Genomic DNA, 21,157 nt, shown 5'->3' with positions numbered 1-21,157 from the left:
CAAAAATGCGTCCCTGACGAACAAACGCTCGCCAGGGACCGACAACACCATTGGCGTACCGCTTTTGCAGGGAAACGCTGGCGACCGAGATATCCCTTGCCAAGCCAGCACCTCTGCAGAGCTCGGCTCCGTTTCTCCCGCCAGTGCCAGTCTAACATTGATAATCACATCCCACAAATAAATCCTTCGATACGGGAGCCATGCCTTGAAAACCTCGGGCGCACGCTTCCGTCGGATGGGCCCTTAGTAGTCGGTCTAGTGCAGAGGTACGCAACCATCACTGCCAATAAAGTTGGGTCCACCGAGTTAACCCTCGATGCGTGGAGCATCAAGTCAATGGCGATTGCGGCAGCGAAAAACGTCGCGTAGCGCAGCGTGTAGCTTAATGTCGACGAATCATCGACAGATCGAATGTCAGCTGTCGTTGCGAATTGTGCCATCTCCAGAAGATCCTGAGTCGGTTAACAGTTGCCGTAACCGGGAACGGGCAGTTGACTTCCCATTTATAAAACCTTACGAGCCGACCTCCGGTACGCGGCGTGGTTGTCTGCTCACGACAGTAGCGTCATGCCATCCCATCCGTACGAACGGAAGCGACGGGTTCCTGGGATTCGGACTCTGATCTCACAGCGGTCCAAATCGTCAGAGAATTCTGTCAGGAGTTCGACGAGCAGCGATTGAGAGTCTTCGATGGCAACATCGTTCGCCTTGTAGTACGTGCGGTCTTGATGAATCATCAGCGCTCCCATTGACACGATGCTTCCATCTGCAGTCAGAATCTTGATCTTGTAGCCGAATTCGTTCGTGTCGTGTGCGAACGTGTCGCCCTCACGCAATAACGATGAAGCGGTCAGAAAACTGAGGCGTGCAACGATCCATGAGGCGAGCTGATGGTCAGAAAGCCTATGGAGGCTACCACTGGCGTTGCGGAGTGCCTCACAAAAGGTAGGGCTGCGAGCTTCCGTGCTTCCCATAGGCGGACACCCCTCGCGAAGAAGCCATTCGTGATCGAGCTTTGTAAACGTCAGGGCCATTTGTTTCAGTCGGACGGTAGCGATCTGCGGGCGGTGACAAGCGACTCTCCACTGCACAAACGACGACCACCGCCGCTCCGTCATCATCGCTTGGTTATCGCATGTTTCGGCAGCACCAAAAGTATTTCAGTCGATGAGAACGACATGATACCCGACGGCAGCGAGTGAAACCAGAAACGATGCGATCGCAAACACACGGTGCGTGGTGGTGCGAGCAACGACAGCGCATATCACGGCAAAAACGGCGGAAAGAGCGCCAGCGAGACAAATGCAGTCAACGAACGTGGTCATGACTGCGTTGTGGTTCCAAGGTCCGCTGCTTGAGTGCGTTGTGTCTGAGGATGGGATTTGACCGGTTGACCACGCATAGAACCATGTGCACCCAACCAGAGACAGGAACCCGGCAAGCGAACCGAGAGCAACCACGAATGGCAAATGTCTTCAGCGGTGGGAATAGAATCAGTTGGCATCCCGACTGGGAGCCGAGGGCACTGCGGTTCTAGGTCAGGGCGGAAAACGCAGTCAACCTTCCATTTCCCGCGGTAGTCGTCGAAGCGCGGATTGCGTGAAACACTGCACAACAGATAGTTCTCAGACGATTCTCCATTTGTAGATCGCGGGCCAACGCGCGTCCACGAAGTCGAACGCTCGCAAAGCTAACTACCACAAATGCGAACCAGGCGAGTAGGGCAACGGTCGCGGAAATCGCCAGCAGTCTTGTGTGTCGCATGCTTTGAGCCGGATACCGGTAGACACACAGAAGACTTTCCATTTAAAAATTGTGCAGGCCGTTCTCCTGTGCAGGTCACGGTTGGCTGCCGACATCGTGATCCGAATTGGACATCGAATCAACGCCTGACAAATATTGTACCGAGTCATAGTTTACGACGGGAACACGACTGGGAAAATGCAGCAGACCGATCATGCCAATTGCAGTAAGCAGCAGTCCGGTTGCGACGACCACTGCGGCCCAGGGACGCGCGTTTGCAGCAATCCCAAACGGTCCAAAGTAGGTAACGACTTTTGCCGCGCCGAATCCAGGATACTCAACGGCATGGATGACCGTGCCGCTTTCCAGCGTGCTCTGCATCGTCGCGATATCCGAATCGGGATCATCGTCTATGTCGTAGATCTCGCTTGCGTGGAATGTGGAGGCGGCGACGAGCAGCAACGGGATTGCCAATGCAGCGAAGGCGAGCCAGATCGGTACTGAGAAAAGTGCAGGCATTCCGATTAGTGTTTCATGGTCGACGAACGGCATTGGTCACCCGGCACGCGCGGACAACTTTTTATTTTCAACGACTGGCGCGGGTGCACCCCATGGTTCTCCGCAACCGCTGGAAGTCATTCCGCGTTTGCAAAATCGAATTCTCCGATGAACCGGTCATCGTCCAAGATACACCTCTGCAGTCTGAGTACCATCGGTAATGCGCACGGAAAAATGGTCACCAAATACTTCCCGTTTTCCATCAAAGTGCACCCACCACTGTCGTTGGCCGTGCGAATCATCATAAACAACCGTTGGGGTGTTGTAGTCTTCGAGTTGCAGCCCTTCCTCAGCCGCAGTCTTCTTCGCGATCGAAAGTACATCGGCGGACGTCAGTTGCGATACTTCCGGGGACAACGGCGCAGCCGGTTGCCCCTCCTCCTGAGGCAACATCGCAGCTGGTTGCCGCGACGTCTCGCATCCTGCGAGGAAAGTCTGTGCGATGAGAATCGCGACAGTGATAAGACGGAAGTCGAGCATGTTAAGTCGGCGAACGTCGGACATCACGGGGGACGGAGAGTTAGTGTCCCATTGTAGCAAACGCCGCAAGCCGTCCTCCCGTGCATGTCATGGTTCGCCGCGTTTTACTACGGTTCGCGGGAGGAAAAAGAAAGGTAGTCATCGATGAAACGATATCCCAGCCCTTGTTCGGCAACCAAGCTTGCGATTCGGTTCTTCTCAGGCTCGTACTTGCGGCGATACTCTGCACCCAAACTTGTCATTTCACTGTACCGTACCCAAAGATCGTCGATTGTCTTTCGAGTAGGGCGACTGTTCAGTGCGTCGTCAAGTTCATCGTCGAGATGCCACAATGAATCAGTCGATGCATATGCTAGCGGCATCGAATTGCCATGGAGATTGTGTGTCCAGTAGACATGCACCGCCCACTCAAGATCAGTTGTATCGGATGGTGGATATAAGGCCAACGAGTCAATTCGACGATCTATGCGGTCACACAAACGAACGCGATAGAAGTGGAACGCCACCAGCACCACGACGGTGGTAACGCTGACAATCCCAATCGCAAGCACAAAACGGCGAATTAGGGGGTGACGGATCATCGTGCATTGAGACCATGTCGGCGAACGATATAATTATCGCTGGTTGGTGGGGCGGTCACCCGGCGATAAGTGGATTTTGAAGGGTGTTATCGCCGGTTGGACCTTCGGTTCCCTCGGTGAAACGGGAAGTGTTATCGCCGGTTCGAGGAAGTCTTAACGCCGCTTGGCGTGGCTTGAGTATGGGGGCTCTGAATTCTTGGGTCAAGGAAACTATATCGCAATGGTTTGAGCCGTAAGGGTCCCCCAGGCGATGCCTGGGGCTGTCATAGGACTGCCCCTTTGGGGCGAAAAGAATGCTGCGTAAAGTAACAGCGACGCTGTGTGGTTTCGTAGAGCGGCCCGCAAAAGACCGCCTTGGAATCGCTGTGGACGAGGGTGGTGGTCGCCCAGGAGCTAAATAGGGCCGCCCCGTTGGGGCTGACGGGACGTATTGGCATTGGGTCCCCCAGGCGATGCCTGGGGCTGTCATAGGACTACCCCTTTGGGGCGAAAAGAATGCTGCGTAAAGCAACAGCGACGCTGTGTGGTTTCGTAGAGCGGCCCGCAAAAGACCGCCTTGGAATCGCTGTGGACGAGGGTGGTGGTCGCCCAGGAGCTAAACAGGGCCGCCCCGTTGGGGCTGACGGGACGCATTGGCATTGGGTCCCCCAGGCGATGCCTGGGGCTGTCATAGGACTGCCCCTTCGGGGCGCAAAGCTAAATAGGGCCGCCCTTTCAGGCTGCCGGGGCGTATTGGCATTGGGCCCCCAGGCGATGCCTGGGGCTGTCGTAGGACTGCCCCTTTGGGGCGAAAAGAATGCTGCGTAAAGCAACAGCGACGCTGTGTGGTTTCGTGGAGCGGCCCGCAAAAGACCGCCTTGGAATCGCTGTGGACGAGGGTGATGGTCGCATAGGAGTAAAACAGGGCCGCGCCCGTTGGGGCTGCCGGGGCGTATTGGCATCGGAGCCCACAGGCGATGCCCTGTCGATTACTCGTTAGTTTTTCTACGCCATAGGCTTTGAAGAAAATAGCCGGTGGATTGAGCGCAAGCGAACACCACCGGATACGGCGCGAGACGCAAGAGCCGACCCCGAATGGGGTGGAAGATCATTCATGACGCGTTCTGCGAACCACTTTCGGGGTCGGCGCTCTACGACCAACGAACCACGGTAGGTGGCGCTGAGCTACGGCTACTCTCTCCAATCCCTTTCGACATGCTTGCCGGTAACTGGCAGGACGATGCTGGGGGCTGCGTCGGGCTGCCCTGGTGGGCAGCGCTGTGAAGCATTTTTCAGTGATTTCCAGGTTTGTGCGGGTGGGGACGCCTGCGAACCGGTGCGAGGGCGTTCCGCCCGCTCACGTTAGGAACGCGGGAATTGCAGTTTCTCAGGTTTCGTAATGAATCTTGCCGTGTTTTTGGGCGCGGCTGATTTTATCGAGGCTATAGAGGCCGGCGAGGATGAACTCGACGCAGGATGCTCGCATCGCTTCATTCTCGCTCGCGTTGACGTCGAAGGCGCGGTCCCAGGCGGGTGGGACGTTCTGCAATCGCTCGGCATAGAGCCGGCTGGGCAGCATGTCTCCGACTTCGACTCGGACGCCGCCGCGAAAGATCTCTGCGATCTCAGCCAGTCCATGCTCTTCAATGTATTCACTGAAGACAATTTGAATGGCTTCGGCGACGACGTTGTCGAGCACTTGTCGTTCGCTCATCTGGTGGGTGCCCATCAAGTCGAGTTCGAGCTTGCCTAGCGAACTGGCGTAGAGATGCCCGAGGTCACTGATCCGGGGGACGGCAGGTGACTCGCCGTGAACGATGCCTCGTTGCCGGGCCGAGGCGACCATGGTGCGGAAATTCGCGAGGGAGAACCGAGCCGATACCCCCGAGGCTTGGTCGACGTACTTGCTCTGCCGCGCCCGATTGGTGATCTCTTCAATAATTTGGTACATGAACAGCGGCACGTGAACGGGAAACTCACCGCCGAGGTCTTCGCCGACCTCTTGTTGCAAAATTTCGATCCCCTGATCGCGTTCCTGCGGATAATGCGTTTGCACGATCGTCCCGATGCGGTCTTTGAGCTGCGGGATCACCTTGCCGCTGCGGTTGTAGGTGGCAGGGTTTGCCGAGAATAGGATCATCACATCGACATCGAAGCGGATGGGGTAGCCCCGGATCTGGACGTCCCGCTCTTCGAGAATATTGAACAGACCGACCTGCACGAGGTCGTCGAGTTCCGGCAGTTCGTTCATGGCGAAAATGCCACGGTGCATGCGTGGAATCAAGCCCAAGGCGAGTGCCTCCTCAGCGCTCATGCTGACACCGCCGGTGAGTTTGGCCGGATCGATTTCTCCAATGATGTCGGCGAACTTGGTCCCCGGGCTGAGCCGTTCGGCGTAGCGTTCACTACGCGGCCACCAGGCGATGGGGATTTCTGCCGGATCACGCTGCTCGACGATCCGCCGTCCAGCCGCCGAGATGGGGGCGAGCGGGTCTTCATGGACGGGCAATTCCGGATCATCGATGTAGGGGACGTGCGGATCGAGGAAGCGAACGAGCTGCCGCATCAATCGACTCTTGGCTTGCCCCTTCTCGCCGAGAAAGAGCATGTCATGGCCAGCCAGGAGGGCCAGATTGATTTCTGGGATGACCGTATCGTCATAGCCCACGATGCCCGGAAAGAGCTCATCGCCAGCGGCCAGCATGCGGGAAAAGTTGTCGCGGATCTCTCGCTTGACGGTTTTTGACTGCCAGCCTGAGCTGAGCAGGTCGCGAAGATTGGTCGGTTCGGGGGAGGTCAAATTCGTGCTCACGGCGGTGTTCTCGAGGGAGGAGGGGCGAATTCGAGGATAATGGGCAAGTCCGGGGCTGTCGATGCAGCCGATCAGGCCACGCCAGCGGTCCGGCTGGCGGCGTTGGCTGCTGCCCGCTGGCTGCTGACCGCTGCCCGACGGGCAGCCGGAGTGCTCTGGTATTGCAAAACTCGGTCCAACTCGGAAGCCCCTGCGACGCCCTGAGAATGGTTCGCACCCCCTAGCTGTTGAAAATCAGTTTTCAGCAAACCAAACGGGCATGGCCTGCGTAGCCTTCAGACCTATCCATATTTCCCTTTGTTTTGAGTCGCCGAGCATGATCGCTGGCCTGTCCACTGCCCACCCGTTGCCGTCCCTGCTCCTGGATTCCATGGGCAGTTCACTGGATTCGCTGTTGATCGTTGGAGCCATCGGAGAGTGGCTGCCCGCATTCGCGACACCGCTGTGGGTGCTTTCGATCGGGTTGGTGCTCGGCGCGGTCGCCGTGGCGGTGGTCTACGGTATTTTGTCGATCTTATCCTACGTGCCTGGCTTGGGGACGATCGCCGACTCGCCCAATCGGGGTGTCACCATGTCGCTGATCGTGGGAGCGATTTTTTCGGCCATCCTGTGCTTCATCTACTTGCCTCAGGGGGGCGATAACCAACAGCTGCTACTCCTGCCACTGATCACTATCGGCGTGGGACTCGGCTTTGGGTTGATTTACGGTCTTTGGCACCGCACTCGAAGTGAGCTGCTGTCGTTTTTCGGCGAGGGCGTGATGCCCTATCTGCTGGGCACGGCAGGCATCTTTGCGGCGTTCGGCTTGCTGCTGACACCGTTCATTGAGAAACCGCGGGATATCCTTGCGAGCATCCCAGCGGTGAACGTCTTCAGTGACGGCACGCAAGTGGAAGTGGCCACGATCGAGCCATCCTCGGGCGAGGATCCCGAGTTCTTTGCAGCGGGAATCGATTATAACTTCCGCAGTGTTGCTGAAATGACGATCGAGAGTGACAAAAAGGTTTTCTTGGCGGATTCGTCCGATCCGGCATCATTTAGTCGCTCGCCCGTCGTGCTCAACCCGGGCAGCAGCGAGGCGATCACGTACAAGTACGAAAACCGGGAACAGCCACCGATCCCGGGCGACCCCAACAGGCTACATATCTACAATCAAGAGATTGACCCGGCGCGGGTTGTCTTCACGTTCAAGAATCTGCCTCAGGTCCCTCAGGCGTCATCGATTGTGTTCACAGCGATCATCTTTTTCTTAGGCGTCACCGGGCTCCTCGCAGTGCGTCAGGCCGCACCACGGGTCTGGGCGTTGGCCTTGTCGACAGCCAAGAATGAGATGGCTCAACCGCTCTATCTGTTGCTGCTCTCCTTGAGCGCGTTCGGGATTCTCCTATTTGGGATTTTCCCGTTCTACACCCTTGGCGATGACATCCGGTTGCTCAAGGACAGTGCCGTCACGTTGATCATGATCATGGGTATGCTGTTGGCTGTATGGAGCGCCGGCACGTCGGTCAGTGAAGAGATCGAGGGGCGCACGGCGCTGACTGTGTTGAGCAAACCCGTCAGCCGGCGATCGTTTGTGCTCGGCAAGTACACTGGCATTATGTTGAGCGTGCTCGTGCTCTTTGTGATTTTGTCAGCGGTATTGATGGTCGTGCTCAGCTACAAACCGATTTATGACGCACGGGAATCGAGTGGTGCCACGCCGGTATGGCAGATCGGCCACGAAGAGATCATGACCACGCTCCCGGTCATCGGGTTGTACTTCATGGAGACGATGGCCATTGGTGGGATCGCCGTCGCTCTGGCAACACGCCTTCCCTTGTTAGCGAACTTCATCACCTGTTTTTCGATCTATGTGATCGGGAACTTGACCAGCCCATTGGTGGCGGCGGCAAAGGAAAACACGGAACTCGTTGGGTTTGTTGGCAAACTGATCGCTGTCGTCGTCCCCAATCTGAATTCATTCAACGTGCAGGCGGCGATGGATTCGGGCAACGCCGTGCCACTGATCTATCTCGCCGGTGCGTTCAATTATCTCGCCGTGTTTGTGATCGCGGTCTGGATGTTGGCGATGTTGATGTTTGAGGATCGTGACTTGGCATAAGCAGTTCATTCACGAAAAAACACTTGCCGACCTGCTTGGTGTAGAATCAAGTAGAGAGAATCAACAGGCGGGTCAACGACGATTTGGATCAAGAGGCTGGTGGAACGTGAATCGATTTGCAACTTTGGAACAACCACGCCGGGAAACTGCGGCTGCCGGAGCCGTGTTTCACTGGTTCTGGGCAATCGTTGCAGGGCTCGCGGTCCCTGTTCTGATCGTCCTGTTCGGGATGGTTGCCGTACTGATCGATGACGGCGAGTTTCCTCCAGGTGATCGGGAAGCGGTCCAGCAGGGTTTGACGGGATCTCACGTTGAACTCGGGACCTACCTCAGCGTACCTTTGTCGCAGAGCTTTCAGGATCAGACCGCATTTGCGCAGCTACTCGAGTTGGTGGCCCTGTGTGTCCTCGTCGCTGGTATCCTATGTGTCGCGATTTGGATCAATCGAAGATCCTCTGACCGTCGCACGCGAAGTGTGATCAAGTCGCTGCACCAGCGGGTGTTGCAACAGAGTCTACGACGCAGCGAAACCGAGGGCGCCGCCGCTCAGCGATCCCGTGCGGTGCATTTGATCGGTGAAGATCTCCCCAACTTGGGCGTGGGCTTGTCGCTGTGGTACCGAGTCATTCCTCGTAGCGCGCTGATCCTGATCGGCTGCGTTGTATTGGCGTTACTCGTGAACGTTTGGTTGGCGATCTTGGCCGTGATCAGCGGTGCGGCTTTGTGGTGGCTGTACGCGTTTCTGCGTAGCACCGATTGGCTAGAGTTGTCCCAGTTCGAAATTTCACAGATACGCGAGCGGCTGATCGGGCAGATCGGTGACGCTCCGATCATGGGACGGCTGCAAGCAGGTGGATTGGCCGAACAGACCTACGAGGCGGAACTGGAATCGCTGATGCGGCGTCTGGCCAACGAAGATGCACGCCAGGGCCGGCTATGGCCATTGTTGATGTTCGCCTGCAGTATCGCGGTGGCCGTGTTGGTGATGGGGCTCGGAGCGAACATTCTCCATGGCGAGCAAGGCTTGAGCTTGCCAGCATCGTTGGTTCTTGGGATGGCGTTGACGGCCGCCGCACTCTCCTCAGCCCGCTTGGGTGAACTGGCTCGTCAATTGAAAATCAGCTCACATGCAGCCGAGTCGGTCTATCTTTATCTACAGCGGAGCGAAGACATCGCACCGAGCGAGCGGCTCGTCGGCATCGCTGGATTGCGGGAATCCGTGGAACTGCGTGATGTCTCGTTGGCTGACGCGACCGGTAAACCGATTTTGCAGGACCTGAGCTTGTCACTGCGTCCCAAATCATTGGTCGCGTTGCTCGGTACCGAAAGTGTATCGACCCAGTCGTTGGCTGAGTTGCTGATGGGATTCGGTCGACCGCAACGTGGTGTCGTGGAGCTCGACGGTGTCTCGCTCAATGACATTCATCCCCAGGCGTTAGCGAAGCAGGTCATGTGGGTTGCTCCTGATGGGCCGCTTTGGGAGGGCACGATCACAGAAAACTTGATGTCAGGGGTCAGTAAATCGGTCGACAAACGCGACATGGTCAAGGTTCTCGAGGAGTTGGGCATCTACGAACAGATCACCCGTCTCAGCGACGGAATCGACTCGATGGTCGGTCCTGTCACGGATTTGCGTGACGGGCGTTCGAGCGATGGGTTATCGATGATGTCTCGATACATGCTTGGCATCGCCCGGGCATTGCTACATCGGCCCGCCATCGTGCTCGTCAAAGAGCCACCCGCACCGACCGAACACGTCAACAGCGACCCCTGCTTGAACGCGCTTCGCAGTCTGGCCGATTCCGGATCATTGGTCTTGGTATTGCCGCGTCGTCTGCAAACGCTCCGCCACGCCGATCGGGTGGTCTTGCTCAATGGTTCCAACCTGGTTGGCGAAGGCAAGCACGCTGAATTGCTCAATTCCAGCGATCTGTACCGGCACCTTAACTATCTGTTGTTCAATCCCTATCGCCATCGCGCGGGGGCATAAAGCAAGGTGCCCGACTCGGATAGCGATCAGGAGCCGCAGTCCCCCGATTCCCTGTTTCAGACGGCGGTTGTCGTCGAAGCTGGATTAGGACTGTTGGCGGTATTATTAGGGTATTTGTTTGGCCCTGATCCGCGGCTGTTCGTGCCGACGCTGGAACAACTGCCGGCGCTCGCTGGAGGCGTCGGGCTTGGTCTGCTAGCGACGTTTCCATTGCTACTGCTGATGGCGATCATTCGCCGTATCAATCATCCTGCCGTGCAAGAGCTTGATCAATTGGCAGAGCATCCGATGATGGGACTGATGCTGAAGCTGGGGCCACTCGAACTGCTCGTGATCAGTCTCTGTGCTGGGGTGGGCGAAGAGCTGCTCTTTCGCGGTTGGTTAATGCCTTCGATTGCAGGCTTGCTGCAGGGGGAAGCCTTCACGCTCTTGCCCGCCGACGCGGCATCGCCCCGGCCCTGGTGGGCGTTCGGTGGGTACGCCGCAGAGGTCGCGAGTGGTATCGCTGGAAACGCCACGGGGAGCGGTGAGGCCTCACCCCTGTCGTGGTCAGGGTTCACCTCGTGGTGGGCCGAGTCGATTGGTTGGGAAATGACAATCGGGTGGATCGCTTCCTCGATCGCATTCGGCTTCGTCCACCCAATCAGCCGGCTATACGTGGCAGTGACCGGGTTGATGGGGTTCTATTTCGGTGCACTGCTTATCCTGAGTGGCAATTTGATGATTCCCATCGTTGCTCATGCATTCTATGACGCCATCCAGCTCTGGATCGCATCGGCCGAGGCCAAATCAGAGGCGTGACCTGACTTGAGGAGACTGCTGTGATGAAATTGTTCCTTTCGACGCTCTGCGTTCTCGCGCTGTTTGCCGGTCTCACTGAATGGGTAGATGCGGCGGAGCCAACCGACCTGTTGCGAGATGAAAACTTAGTGGCGTGGTGCATTGTTCCGTTTGATGCTGCGCAGCGAAGTCCAGAAGAGCGTGCTGTCATGCTCAACGAGTTGGGGATCTCTCGGTGCGCGTACGATTGGCGAGAAAAAAATGTGCCAACCTTTGAACAGGAGATTCTGGCTTATAAACGCCACGGCATCGAGTTTTTCGCCTTCTGGTCGGTCCATGACGAAGCGTTCCAATTGTTTGAAAAGCATGGATTGCATCCCCAGATCTGGCAGACGCTGGTGGAGCCTGTCGGCGAAGGCAACGACGAGAAAGTTGAGAACGCTATACGAAACTTGATCCCGTTGGCAAAACGTACTGAGAAGATGGGAAGCAAACTCGGCCTCTACAATCACGGGGGATGGGGCGGTGAGCCGAGAAACCTGGTGGCTGTCTGCGAGGGTTTGCGACAGCGTGGCTATGGGCATGTGGGCATCGTTTACAACTTTCATCATGGGCACGGCCATATCGCCGATTGGTCCGAGGTTTTAGCGATGATGCAGCCGCTACTGCACTGCATCAACCTCAATGGAATGAATCCCTCGGCCGACCCAAAGATCCTCGGTATCGGCAAAGGCGAACATGAACTGGAGATGATTGGCGAGCTGGTCGAGAGCGGCTATCAGGGACCGATCGGCATCCTTGACCACCGCAATGCGATCGATGCCCGCGATTCGCTGTCGGAGAACCTCGAAGGATTGCGATGGATTTCCAAAGAACTCAGCGCTGCGGGCAGCGGAGGCGAGAAACCACCCGCCCCGAAACCCTTTATCCGTCCCGCCGAGCATCCAATTGGCAGAATCTATCCTGGCGCCAATGCGTACCGCGATCCTCCCATCACGATCGAGTGCTTGGCCACCCTCAATTCTCACCGACATCACAACATTCTCGTCGCGAATGAAGCCAAAGCGTCGCCCGACCACTGGGAACTTTTCACGATGCCTGCAAGCGGACACCTGACGGCCTACTTGCCCGGCTCATCACCCGATCATGTTCGTTCGAAGATCAACGTTTGCGATGGAACAGAGCACCGGCTGGCGATGGTTTACGAAGTCGATCGGGTACGACTCTATGTGGACGGCGAGCAGGTAGCCGACCAAGCAGTCACACGAGTCACGCCCCGTGTAGATCCCAGTCAGCGTATCGCCGATGCGATCGGAATAGGAAGGCTGGTCCGCGGCAGGATCGGTTGCGACGGCGAAATTGGTTGGGTTCGCATTTCAAGCGGTACTGAATCGATGCCGCAACAACCGGTCGAATCGATCGATCGGAACGAGCGAACGCTGGGGCTGTGGATCCTCGATGAAGCTGACCAATCGATTCGACAGCCTGCCTCCTTATCCAACACGGTTGTGACAAGCGAACTTGCTCCGGCATACGATGCAGGACAAGTAGTGAAGCTCATCCAGGACGCAGAACAGCAAGGAGACCCGGTCCGCGGATCGCGTGTGTTTGCCAACGCCAAACTGGCGTGCCTGTCCTGTCATCGCGTGGGCACGCACGGCGGCGATGTCGGCCCAGAACTCACATCGATCGCTTCGCAAGTTGATATTAACGAGATTGTTGAATCCGTTCTATGGCCTTCCCGCGTTGTGAAGCCGGAGTACGTGTCGTGGCGAATCTTAACAGCCGACGGAGACATCCTGAATGGTTACAAGTGTGAGACCGACGAAGATTCATTGACGCTAAAGGTGACGACTACAGGCGAGCTTATCGAGATCGCTCACGACGAAATCGAAGCAGAGTTGCCCAGCAGTACGGTGATGCCGGACGGCCTGAGCGAGGCGATGACGAGGCGAGAACTTATCGACCTCGTCAGCTTCCTCAGTCGGCTTCGCAGCGAAAAAGGGGTGGTAGACAGCGATTTTGATCGTGAACTCTCTGCAGTGGCGCGAAACCATTCGCACGAGCCAATTGACTTTTCGGTCGACGCCGCACCGCTGTCACCGGATCGCTGGCCGAGCCATGCACACGAAGTCAATCGTGATCGGATCTACGATTTCTATACGAAACAAGCCGAGTACTTTCGGACGCTATCGAGCCCGCCCCATCTCGTCAATGGATTTCCCGGCCTCGATGGTGGTAGCCAAGGGCATTGGGGCAACCAGAACGAATCGGTTTGGGCGGACGACCGCTGGAACGCGACGGAGTTGGGTCGAGTACAAGCCGGTGTCTTGCGCGTGGCAGGTCAAACATTGCCGCGTGCCGTTTGTGTTCGCCTGGGTGAGCAATCCCAGATCGCCGCCTGTTTCAACCCCGACACGCTCACTTACGACGCGGTTTGGGAAGACGGTTTTGTCCAATTCTCGTCTGTTCGATCGGGGCTGATGGGCGGCATGCGAATACAGGGCAGGCTCATCGAGCAGGCCAACGAAGAGGCTTCGAGCGAACCGAAGCATTACCATGGGTATTATCGATATGGTGATCGTATCGTGTTCGCGTATCGAATCGGCGAAACGGAGTACCTGGATGCTCCTTGGGTCACCGACGGGCATTTCACGCGGGAAGTCGCCCCCCGTGACCAGCATTCGATGCAACACGTGGTCGACGGTGGCCCCTCTCTATGGCCCAATGAGATCAAAACCGACATACGCAGTGGCGACCAGAAACCTTATGCGGTCGATACAATCGAATTGCCGATCAACAATCCTGCGGGATCTCTGATGTATGTCGGCGGTCACGATTTCTTGTCTGACGGGAGTGCATTGCTCTGTACGATTCAGGGAGACGTATGGCGAGTGCGAGGTCTGCAGGGCGACAAGAATGGCAAGGCCACGTGGCAGAGGTTTGCCAGAGGATTGCATCACCCGTTGGGGCTGGTCGTTTCCGACGATGAGGTTTACGTCCAGTGCCGCGATCAATTGACACGGCTCGATGACCTCAATGGTGATGGCGTGGCCGACTTCTACGAGTGTTTCAACAATACATTTGAAACGTCGCCGGCCGGTCATGATTTCGTTTGCGGTTTAGAACGCGACGATGAAGGGAATTTTTACACTGCATCGGGAAACCAAGGATTGCTGCGCATCTCAGCTGACGGAACTCGTGCAGAAATCCTTGCCACCGGGCTTCGGAATCCCGACGGTTTGGGATTGCTCGAAGATGGAACAATCACTGTGCCGTGTTCGGAAGGCGATTGGACGCCAGCGTCCATGATCTGTGCCGTGGAACCGGGCAGTGGGCCCACACCGCATTTTGGGCATGGCGGACCGATTGACGGCGCTGCACCGCAGCTGCCGCTCGTCTACCTGCCTCGCGGAATCGACAACTCATCGGGCGGGCAAGAACGAATCGATAGTAAACAGTTCGGACCACTGGAAGGAAAGTTGGCACATTTTTCCTTTGGTGCGGGAGCGTGGTTCGTCGTCTTGCTCGACAACGTCGATGGACAGCGGCAGGGCGCAGTTGTGCCGATGATGGGCGAGTTTCAGTCGGGTGTGCACCGCGGCCGCGTCTCGCCTCACGATGGGCAACTGTACGTCAGCGGCATGACGGGCTGGGGGACTTACACGCCGGATGAGGGCTGCTTCGAGCGTATCCGTTACACGGGTGACACCGTGCAAGTTCCGCTGGGGTTCCACGTACACGCCAATGGAGTTCGAATCGATTTTTCTCAGCCGGTTGATTCCGATCTCGCCGAAAGCACCTCGAGTCATTTTGCTCAAGTTTGGAACTATCGTTACAGTGCGGGGTACGGTTCCCCAGAGTTGTCGACGACGCATCCTGCCACGACGGGGCATGATGTCCTGTCGATTGCCTCAGCGCATGTTCTCGAAGACGGACGTTCCATGTTCATCGAGCTCCCGGACTTGCAGCCTGTCAATCAGTTGCACCTGAGATTGAACGTCAACGAGGACGAATCGCTGTCCTGTTCGCCGAGCGGCAGCGGTCATGACCTGATGATTACGGTCCATCGAATGGATGCTCCGTTTTCCGATTTCCCAGGCTACCAACCAAATCCAGAGAAAGTGATCGCGATTCATCCGCAGCTTGTGGATCTCGCACCTCAGCCAGAACCCTTGCCCAATCCGTGGAGGCAACCCATCAAGGGGGCTCGGGAAATTGAGATTCAGACTGATAAAAATCTAACGTTCGCAGTGACCGAGTTCGCCGTCGCGCCGAACGAACCCATCTCATTGACGCTCGTGAACCCGGATGTTGTGCCGCACAACTGGGTACTCTCGCGTCGTGGGGCGTTGGAACAAGTCGGCAAGCTATCGAACCACTTGGTTGCCGACCCTCTGGCGTTGCTGCGGAACTACGTCCCCGAATCCGATGCGGTCTTAGCTTACACCGATATCGCCGACCCCGGTTCATCGGAAACCATTCATTTTCACGCTCCTGCAACGCCCGGACGCTATCCGTTCTTGTGTACATTCCCAGGGCACTGGATGGTGATGAACGGAACGATGGTCGTCGAGAGGCGTGATCGACACTAGCGGACCAGTCGAACCATGCACTGCAGCGAGGTTGCTGTGCAGCTCAACTGAAGGCGTCTGTGGAGCTGTAGAAACCGCCATTCAATGGACACCGCTGACGGCCAGAGGATTCCGGTGCGATGTATCTGACGTCAAGCCGGGCATCTCGCCGTCACGCATCGACTCGCTGATGCCGATGGATATTTTCCAGCAGGGCCATGGCACAGGCCTGGGCGAACTGTGGGTCGTTGATTTCGAGATCGAGTTTCCGCAGCTCGATGTCCTCACGCAACTCGCTGGCAATGGCTGAAAAGAGAGCCGCGTCCGCGTCAGGATCGTGAAAAGGCTGCCGATCCCCACTCAGTGCGCTGATCCCGAGGCACGGGACCAGCACGGTCACCAGTGCCGTGTACTCGCTGATCTTTCGGGCCACAATCTTGCCGAGTTCACGGCACTCCTGCACGTTGGTCCGCATCAGCGTGACTTGAGGATTGTGCACGTACAGATTGCGGCTTTCGAATCGGCTCGGCAGCGTATCACGGGCGGCAAAATTGACCATGTCCAGGCAACCGGGAACCACGATTGCAGGCACTCCCATCGCGGCAGCCGCATCCAATCGTTGCGGGCCCGCCGACAACACACCGCCCACCAATTCGTCGGCCCATTCGGTGGTCGTGATATCCAACACGCCAGCGACCATTCCGCTCTCGATCAGTGATTCCATCGCGCGGCCACCTGCACCGGTCGCGTGAAAGACGAGCACTTCGTATCCGGCCTTTTCCAACACAGGGATCGCCGCATTGACGCAGTCCGTCGTGTTGCCAAACATGCTCGCGACGATCAGAGGCCGGACATCGTCGGCATCAATGGTAGCGTCCACCATTCCGCAAATCGCGCCAGCGGCGCGAGAAAAAATGACCTTGGAGACACGGTTCAGTCCAGCGACGTCGACGATGCTGGGCATTAGCGTAATATCTTTGCTGCCAAGGTAGTGAGCGGTATTACCACTGGCGAGCGTCGACACCATCAGCTTGGGCACGCCGATCGGCAATGCTCGCATCGCTGCCGTGGCGATGGCCGTTCCGCCGCCACCGCCCAACGAGATCACACCCTCGATCCGGCCCTCACGATACAGTCGATGCAGCAATACCGGCGCTGCCTCGGCCATCGCTGAGACGCATTCACCGCGGTCCGCCCGAGCGAGGACCGCATCGAGATCGATGTCGATGCTCGCAGCGACCTCGTGGCGAGTCACCTGTGGGACAATCTGAGGGCTGCCGGCGGTCCCCACATCGATCAGCAGCGTGTCGTGACCGTGCTGACGAATTCGCTCGGCAACGAACCCGTGCTCCGGGCCTTTGGTGTCGAGCGTGCCGAGCGTGCCGAGCACAGCAATGGTGGCCATCAACTCTTCCGTTGGACAGGGATCTGTTTGAATTTTTGAGTCAGTTCGGTCAGCGATTCTTCGAACGCCATCCGCTCTAAACTGGAGGCCCCGACGAAGCCCACGACATCGGTGTGCTCATTGACATAGGCAGCGTCCTCAGGAGTCGCGATCGGACCGCCGTGTGACAAACAGATCACATCACTGCGGACGGCTTTCGCTGCTGCGGCAATACTCTGAGTTCGCGTGGCGGCCTCCTCGAGCGTGCAACTCGCGTCGGTGACACCGATCGTGCCTCCGATGGTCGTGCCCACATGTGCGATCACGACATCGGCGCCCGCCTCGGCCATCGCCGTGGCTTCCTCGGCTTTGGCGACGTAAACAATCGTGAACAGATCCATTTTATGAGCGATCGCAACGGCATCGACTTCTTTTTGAAAGCTCATCCCGGTCTCTTCGAGAATCTGCCGGAACTGACCGTCGACGATCGCGTGGGTAGGGAAATTATTGATCCCCGAGAACCCCATGTCCTTGACCTGCAGCAGCCAATGCCACATCCGGCGACGTGGATCGGTTGCATGCACCCCACAGATCACGGGCACCTCTTCGACGACGGGCAAGACTTCGAATTCGCCAATCTCCATGGCGACCGCGTTGGCGTCGCCATAGGCCATCAAACCCGCGGTCGATCCATGACCCGCCATGCGGAATCGCCCCGAGTTGTAGATGATGATCAGGTCAACACCACCCTTCTCAAGAAACTTGGCACTGATCCCGGTCCCCGCCCCCGCCGCGATGATCGGTTCGCCGCGATCAAGCGTCGCCTGCAAACGATCGAGAACTTCCCTACGCGTGTAGGGGTTTCCAATTCCGGTCCATGGATTCGGCATGATGCTGGGAGGGATCAGGGGGGGGTTGGCGTTGTGACAAACGGAGATTGATTCGCGAAGACGGTTTACGACGCGATCGGTTTGACTTCAAAACCGGGGCGATATTTTCGCCGCAGGAACGAGTTCGCGAGATCCGCGTGCTCCCCGGTGAAACGCTCGGCATCTGGATCATGCTCGAGCACGGGGCTAGAGAGCAGATCGCCTGTACCAGCACCGAATCCACTCAGCGGCGCGGTCATGTCATCGATCAAGGCTGGCCACTGGGGCAAGTCGCTGACGCGGGTGAGTTGGTCGGCATCGAATGCCCCGCCGGCGCGGAAAGCGACGTTGGCGAGGTTGCACCAACCGGTGCTGTGATGGCCGTTTTCGATCGGCGCCGCGAGGCTGCTGACGTCGCGACTGCGGACTGCGTCGACGAAGTTCTTCATGTGCGCCGGTACGGTGCTCACATTCGCCTTGAACTTGCGGATGTGTTTGCCATCGGCATCGTAGGCGTTTCCAGAACCACGTTGGCCGAGATAGGTGCCGCCTTCACAGACGACGGCATAGCCACTCCCTGGAGCGTTCAATTGCATTTGCCCCTTGGCTGTCCAAGCTCCCTTGGCGCCGGGTTTGGGCGGCAGGTTGCTGAGGGCAATCAGGGTTGGAAACATTTCAGTTTCGAAGAGAGCAAAGTGGACGTTGGGCGTGTCGCCCGCGTCGTCCCAGCCGACCCGGCCACCGCCGCAAATCAAACGATTGGGCGTCGAGACTTTATCCTGGTAGGCGACGTTACGGACGTCATCGAGAATGTGGACGCCCCAGTTGCCCATCTCGCCGTTACCGGTGTTCCAATCCCAGTGCCAGTCGTAATGGAAGCTGTTGCGATAGATCGCTTCATCGGCTGCAGGGCCGAGCCACAGGTTGTAATCGAGGCCTTTGGGTGGGGTGAGCGGTGTGTCGCGGCGACCGATCGAACCGCGGGGGCCGAGCCGGTTGGCTTGCACGTACTGGATCTCGCCGAGCGACTTGTCGTCGTGCAGGAACCTTCTCGCCTGCATTTGAATCGGATCGCTGCGTTGTTGCGTCCCCAGTTGCACGACTCGGCCGTGTTTCTGAGCCGCCGAAACAACTTGGCGGCCCTCCCACTGCGAGTGCGACAAAGGCTTCTCGACGTAGACGTCCTTACCCGCTTCGATCGCCCAGATAGCTGCTAAGCAGTGCCAGTGGTTGCAGGTGGTAATCGCCACAGCATCGACGTCGTCGGAATCCAATACCGTCCGGAGATCCGAAACTGCCTTGGCGTCGTATTTTTTAGCGAGACTCCCCGCCCGATTGGAATCAGGATCGGCAACCATTACCAGCTTGGCGCCGTCAGTGGCGTCGATCGCGCCAGCGATTCCACCGCCCCGGCCGCCTGCACCAAGTACCGCCATTCGGACCTCCTCGTTGGCCGCGGCACGAACGACGCCCGGCAGCGCTGCGGTGCCAACACCCGCTGCAAGAAAACCGAGAAACTGACGCCGTTGGGCGATGGATGGGGTAGGAGCTGTCGTCTGTGGTCTGGAGTTCATCTGGACACTGATATGTTTTAGGTGGAATGGGCAAGAACACTAATCTGTCATGATAACTCAATCGAATTGGGATGTGGCGAGCCCAATCGAACGGAGGGGGCCAGTCCGCTCCGGACCCGTATAAGACAGTGGCTTGGCGGATCGAACCGGATTGCGATAAGCTCGCTGTTTCTAGCTCACCCTTTCATTCGGGAAAACCAAGCATCGATGTCGAAAAAAGCGATTGCCAAATGGGTTTCGATCGCCGTCGTTGCGTTGGCAATCCTGGTCTGGATACGGACCGTCCCCAGCGAGGATTGGGAAGCGGATTTCAGGCGATGGATTGCTGGTCTTGGAGTCTGGGGGCCGGTTGTACTTTGCTTGATCTACATCACTGCGACCCTATGCCTGCTCCCGGGATCGATCATCACGCTTGCTGCTGGTGCTCTTTTCGGCTTGGTCGGGGGCTTCGCACTTGTGTCGGTAGCGTCGACAACCGGCGCCGGCCTCGCTTTCTTGATCGCCCGGTACGTGGCGCGGGACAAGGTTTCGGAATTCGCACAATCCAATGCCAAATTCGCAGCAGTTGATAAAGCGATTTCCGAAGGCGGCTGGAAAATCGTCGGCTTGTTGCGACTTTCACCAGCGATCCCCTTCACGTGGCAAAACTATCTTTACGGACTGACGCAGATCCATTTCTGGCCCTACCTGCTGACGACTTGGGTCGCGATGATGCCGGGGACATTCATGTACGCTTATCTCGGCAGTGTTGCCAGTGCCGCTTCGACGAGCGAGGGGAAACCGATCTGGCAATGGGGGCTGCTCGTTGTGGGACTGCTTACCACCGTCACCGTAGCGATCTACACGGCGAAACTCGCCCAAGAGAAATTTCGCGAGCAAACTCAGTCCACCCAACGCTCGACAGGCGCACAATGCAGCGCGGCGGTTGAATGCGGGGACCACCACGAGGTATAAAACACCGCTATGGAAGAATCACTAAGCTTCAAGATTTTAATTGTCGAAGACCAGCGTGCCCTGCGAATGGTCATGTCGCGACTGCTCACGAAATTGGGCCATCAGGTGGAAGCCGTCGAGAGCGGGCCAGCGGCCATCGCAGCACTCGATCAATTCTGTCCCGAGGTCATCTTTTCGGACATTTCGATGCCGGAGATGAATGGCTACGAGTTGGTCAGGCTGCTGCGTCAGCGAGAGGAGTTGACAGGCACTTATTTCGTTGCCATGACTGGAATGGGAAAGCAGTCCGACGACGATTCGGTACGGGATTCGAGGTTTGATGAGCACTTGGTCAAGCCCGTCGATGTGGAGCGACTGCAGCAACTCTTTGAGCAACTTTCGCGGCGATAGGTCAGCTTCCCAGTCTTGCCAATAGGGTAGAATCCTTCTCATGAGCGACCATCCATCCCCAGCGGCAAGCAGTCCGAAAGCCTCCAGTCCGCACAAACTAGGGGAGCTCGCGGCCACAGCGATCTGCGGCAACGACATCACGTCGTCGTGCCTCTATGTTTCGGCGTTGGCGATCGTTTACGCAAAACCTATCCCGAAGTCGATATCGAGCACGTGAAAGTGAAGGGGGAATTCACCCCCGAAAGAATCATTGCGCTCGCCAAAGAGTGGGATATCCCGACCAATCTGATGTTCATCGGCTCGCCGACCGGCGAAAGCATGAAGCATCGCCTCGAAGATTTCGGCGGCGTGCGATTGATCATCTGACCGATTTCAGTGGATCGACTCT

15 protein-coding genes are annotated in these 21,157 nt (G+C 57.4%); 7 read left to right on the top strand and 8 right to left on the bottom strand.

Annotated features, from left to right (window positions below; genetic code table 11):
- Positions 1 to 551: 551 nt before the first annotated feature.
- The 5 genes from CA85_RS13620 to CA85_RS13590 form a co-directional block, all read right to left on the bottom strand.
- Entirely contained in the window at positions 552 to 737 is a 186-nt protein-coding gene (locus CA85_RS13620) for a hypothetical protein (protein WP_146391886.1), read from the bottom strand.
- Positions 738 to 1,839: 1,102 nt separating this feature from the next.
- Positions 1,840 to 2,262 carry a hypothetical protein gene (locus tag CA85_RS13605; RefSeq protein ID WP_146391884.1) on the bottom strand — a complete coding sequence of 141 codons (423 nt, stop codon included), beginning with the start codon at positions 2,260 to 2,262 and terminating at the stop codon, positions 1,840 to 1,842.
- Positions 2,263 to 2,418: 156 nt separating this feature from the next.
- Complete coding sequence (locus tag CA85_RS13600; protein WP_146391883.1) at positions 2,419 to 2,805, bottom strand: hypothetical protein; 387 nt, start codon at positions 2,803 to 2,805, stop codon at positions 2,419 to 2,421.
- An 83-nt stretch (positions 2,806 to 2,888) separates the two neighbouring features.
- Positions 2,889 to 3,362, bottom strand: coding sequence for a hypothetical protein (locus CA85_RS13595; protein ID WP_146391882.1), 474 nt, complete (start codon positions 3,360 to 3,362; stop codon positions 2,889 to 2,891).
- A gap of 1,366 nt (positions 3,363 to 4,728) precedes the next feature.
- Positions 4,729 to 6,153: a magnesium chelatase gene (locus CA85_RS13590; RefSeq protein ID WP_146391881.1), complete on the bottom strand. Its 1,425-nt coding sequence runs from the start codon at positions 6,151 to 6,153 to the stop codon at positions 4,729 to 4,731.
- A 316-nt stretch (positions 6,154 to 6,469) separates the two neighbouring features.
- Between CA85_RS13590 and CA85_RS13585 the strand changes: the two genes are divergently transcribed.
- From CA85_RS13585 to CA85_RS13570, 4 genes are all read left to right on the top strand, one after another.
- Positions 6,470 to 8,254: an ABC transporter permease gene (locus CA85_RS13585; RefSeq protein WP_246112777.1), complete on the top strand. Its 1,785-nt coding sequence runs from the start codon at positions 6,470 to 6,472 to the stop codon at positions 8,252 to 8,254.
- Between the two features lie 106 nt (positions 8,255 to 8,360).
- Entirely contained in the window at positions 8,361 to 10,244 is a 1,884-nt protein-coding gene (locus tag CA85_RS13580) for an ATP-binding cassette domain-containing protein (protein ID WP_146391880.1), read from the top strand.
- Between the two features lie 6 nt (positions 10,245 to 10,250).
- Positions 10,251 to 11,045 (top strand): CPBP family intramembrane glutamic endopeptidase, encoded by a 795-nt coding sequence (locus CA85_RS13575; RefSeq protein ID WP_146391879.1) that lies wholly within the window; start codon positions 10,251 to 10,253, stop codon positions 11,043 to 11,045.
- Positions 11,046 to 11,068: 23 nt separating this feature from the next.
- A complete protein-coding gene (locus CA85_RS13570; protein WP_146391878.1) occupies positions 11,069 to 15,619 on the top strand; it encodes a DUF6797 domain-containing protein in 4,551 nt (1,516 codons plus the stop codon).
- Positions 15,620 to 15,770: 151 nt separating this feature from the next.
- Here the strand turns inward: CA85_RS13570 and CA85_RS13565 are convergent, their stop codons facing one another.
- From CA85_RS13565 to CA85_RS13555, 3 genes are all read right to left on the bottom strand, one after another.
- Positions 15,771 to 17,003 carry a Tm-1-like ATP-binding domain-containing protein gene (locus CA85_RS13565; protein WP_146391877.1) on the bottom strand — a complete coding sequence of 411 codons (1,233 nt, stop codon included), beginning with the start codon at positions 17,001 to 17,003 and terminating at the stop codon, positions 15,771 to 15,773.
- Complete coding sequence (locus tag CA85_RS13560; RefSeq protein ID WP_146391876.1) at positions 17,003 to 17,872, bottom strand: phosphoenolpyruvate hydrolase family protein; 870 nt, start codon at positions 17,870 to 17,872, stop codon at positions 17,003 to 17,005. The genes CA85_RS13565 and CA85_RS13560 overlap by 1 nt, the downstream gene beginning before the upstream one ends.
- A 65-nt stretch (positions 17,873 to 17,937) precedes the next feature.
- Entirely contained in the window at positions 17,938 to 19,425 is a 1,488-nt protein-coding gene (locus tag CA85_RS13555; protein WP_146391875.1) for a Gfo/Idh/MocA family protein, read from the bottom strand.
- Between the two features lie 207 nt (positions 19,426 to 19,632).
- On the opposite strand from CA85_RS13555, the gene CA85_RS13550 reads away from it, so the two are divergent.
- The 3 genes from CA85_RS13550 to CA85_RS13540 all read left to right on the top strand — a co-directional run bounded on the left by CA85_RS13550 (position 19,633) and on the right by CA85_RS13540 (position 21,135).
- Complete coding sequence (locus CA85_RS13550) at positions 19,633 to 20,379, top strand: TVP38/TMEM64 family protein (RefSeq protein WP_146391874.1); 747 nt, start codon at positions 19,633 to 19,635, stop codon at positions 20,377 to 20,379.
- A gap of 9 nt (positions 20,380 to 20,388) precedes the next feature.
- Positions 20,389 to 20,769 (top strand): response regulator, encoded by a 381-nt coding sequence (locus CA85_RS13545; protein ID WP_146391873.1) that lies wholly within the window; start codon positions 20,389 to 20,391, stop codon positions 20,767 to 20,769.
- A 147-nt stretch (positions 20,770 to 20,916) separates the two neighbouring features.
- The gene (locus CA85_RS13540; RefSeq protein ID WP_146391872.1) at positions 20,917 to 21,135 is read left to right on the top strand and encodes a hypothetical protein; all 219 of its coding nucleotides are present in this window, start codon (positions 20,917 to 20,919) and stop codon (positions 21,133 to 21,135) included.
- The last annotated feature ends 22 nt before the right edge of the window (positions 21,136 to 21,157 follow it).

The sequence above is a fragment of the Allorhodopirellula solitaria genome, from assembly GCF_007859855.1.
Classification (GTDB): Bacteria; Planctomycetota; Planctomycetia; order Pirellulales; family Pirellulaceae; genus Rhodopirellula; species Rhodopirellula solitaria.
The sequence above is the reverse complement of the archived record's forward strand: the minus strand, read 5'-3'. Positions and strand labels throughout refer to the sequence as shown.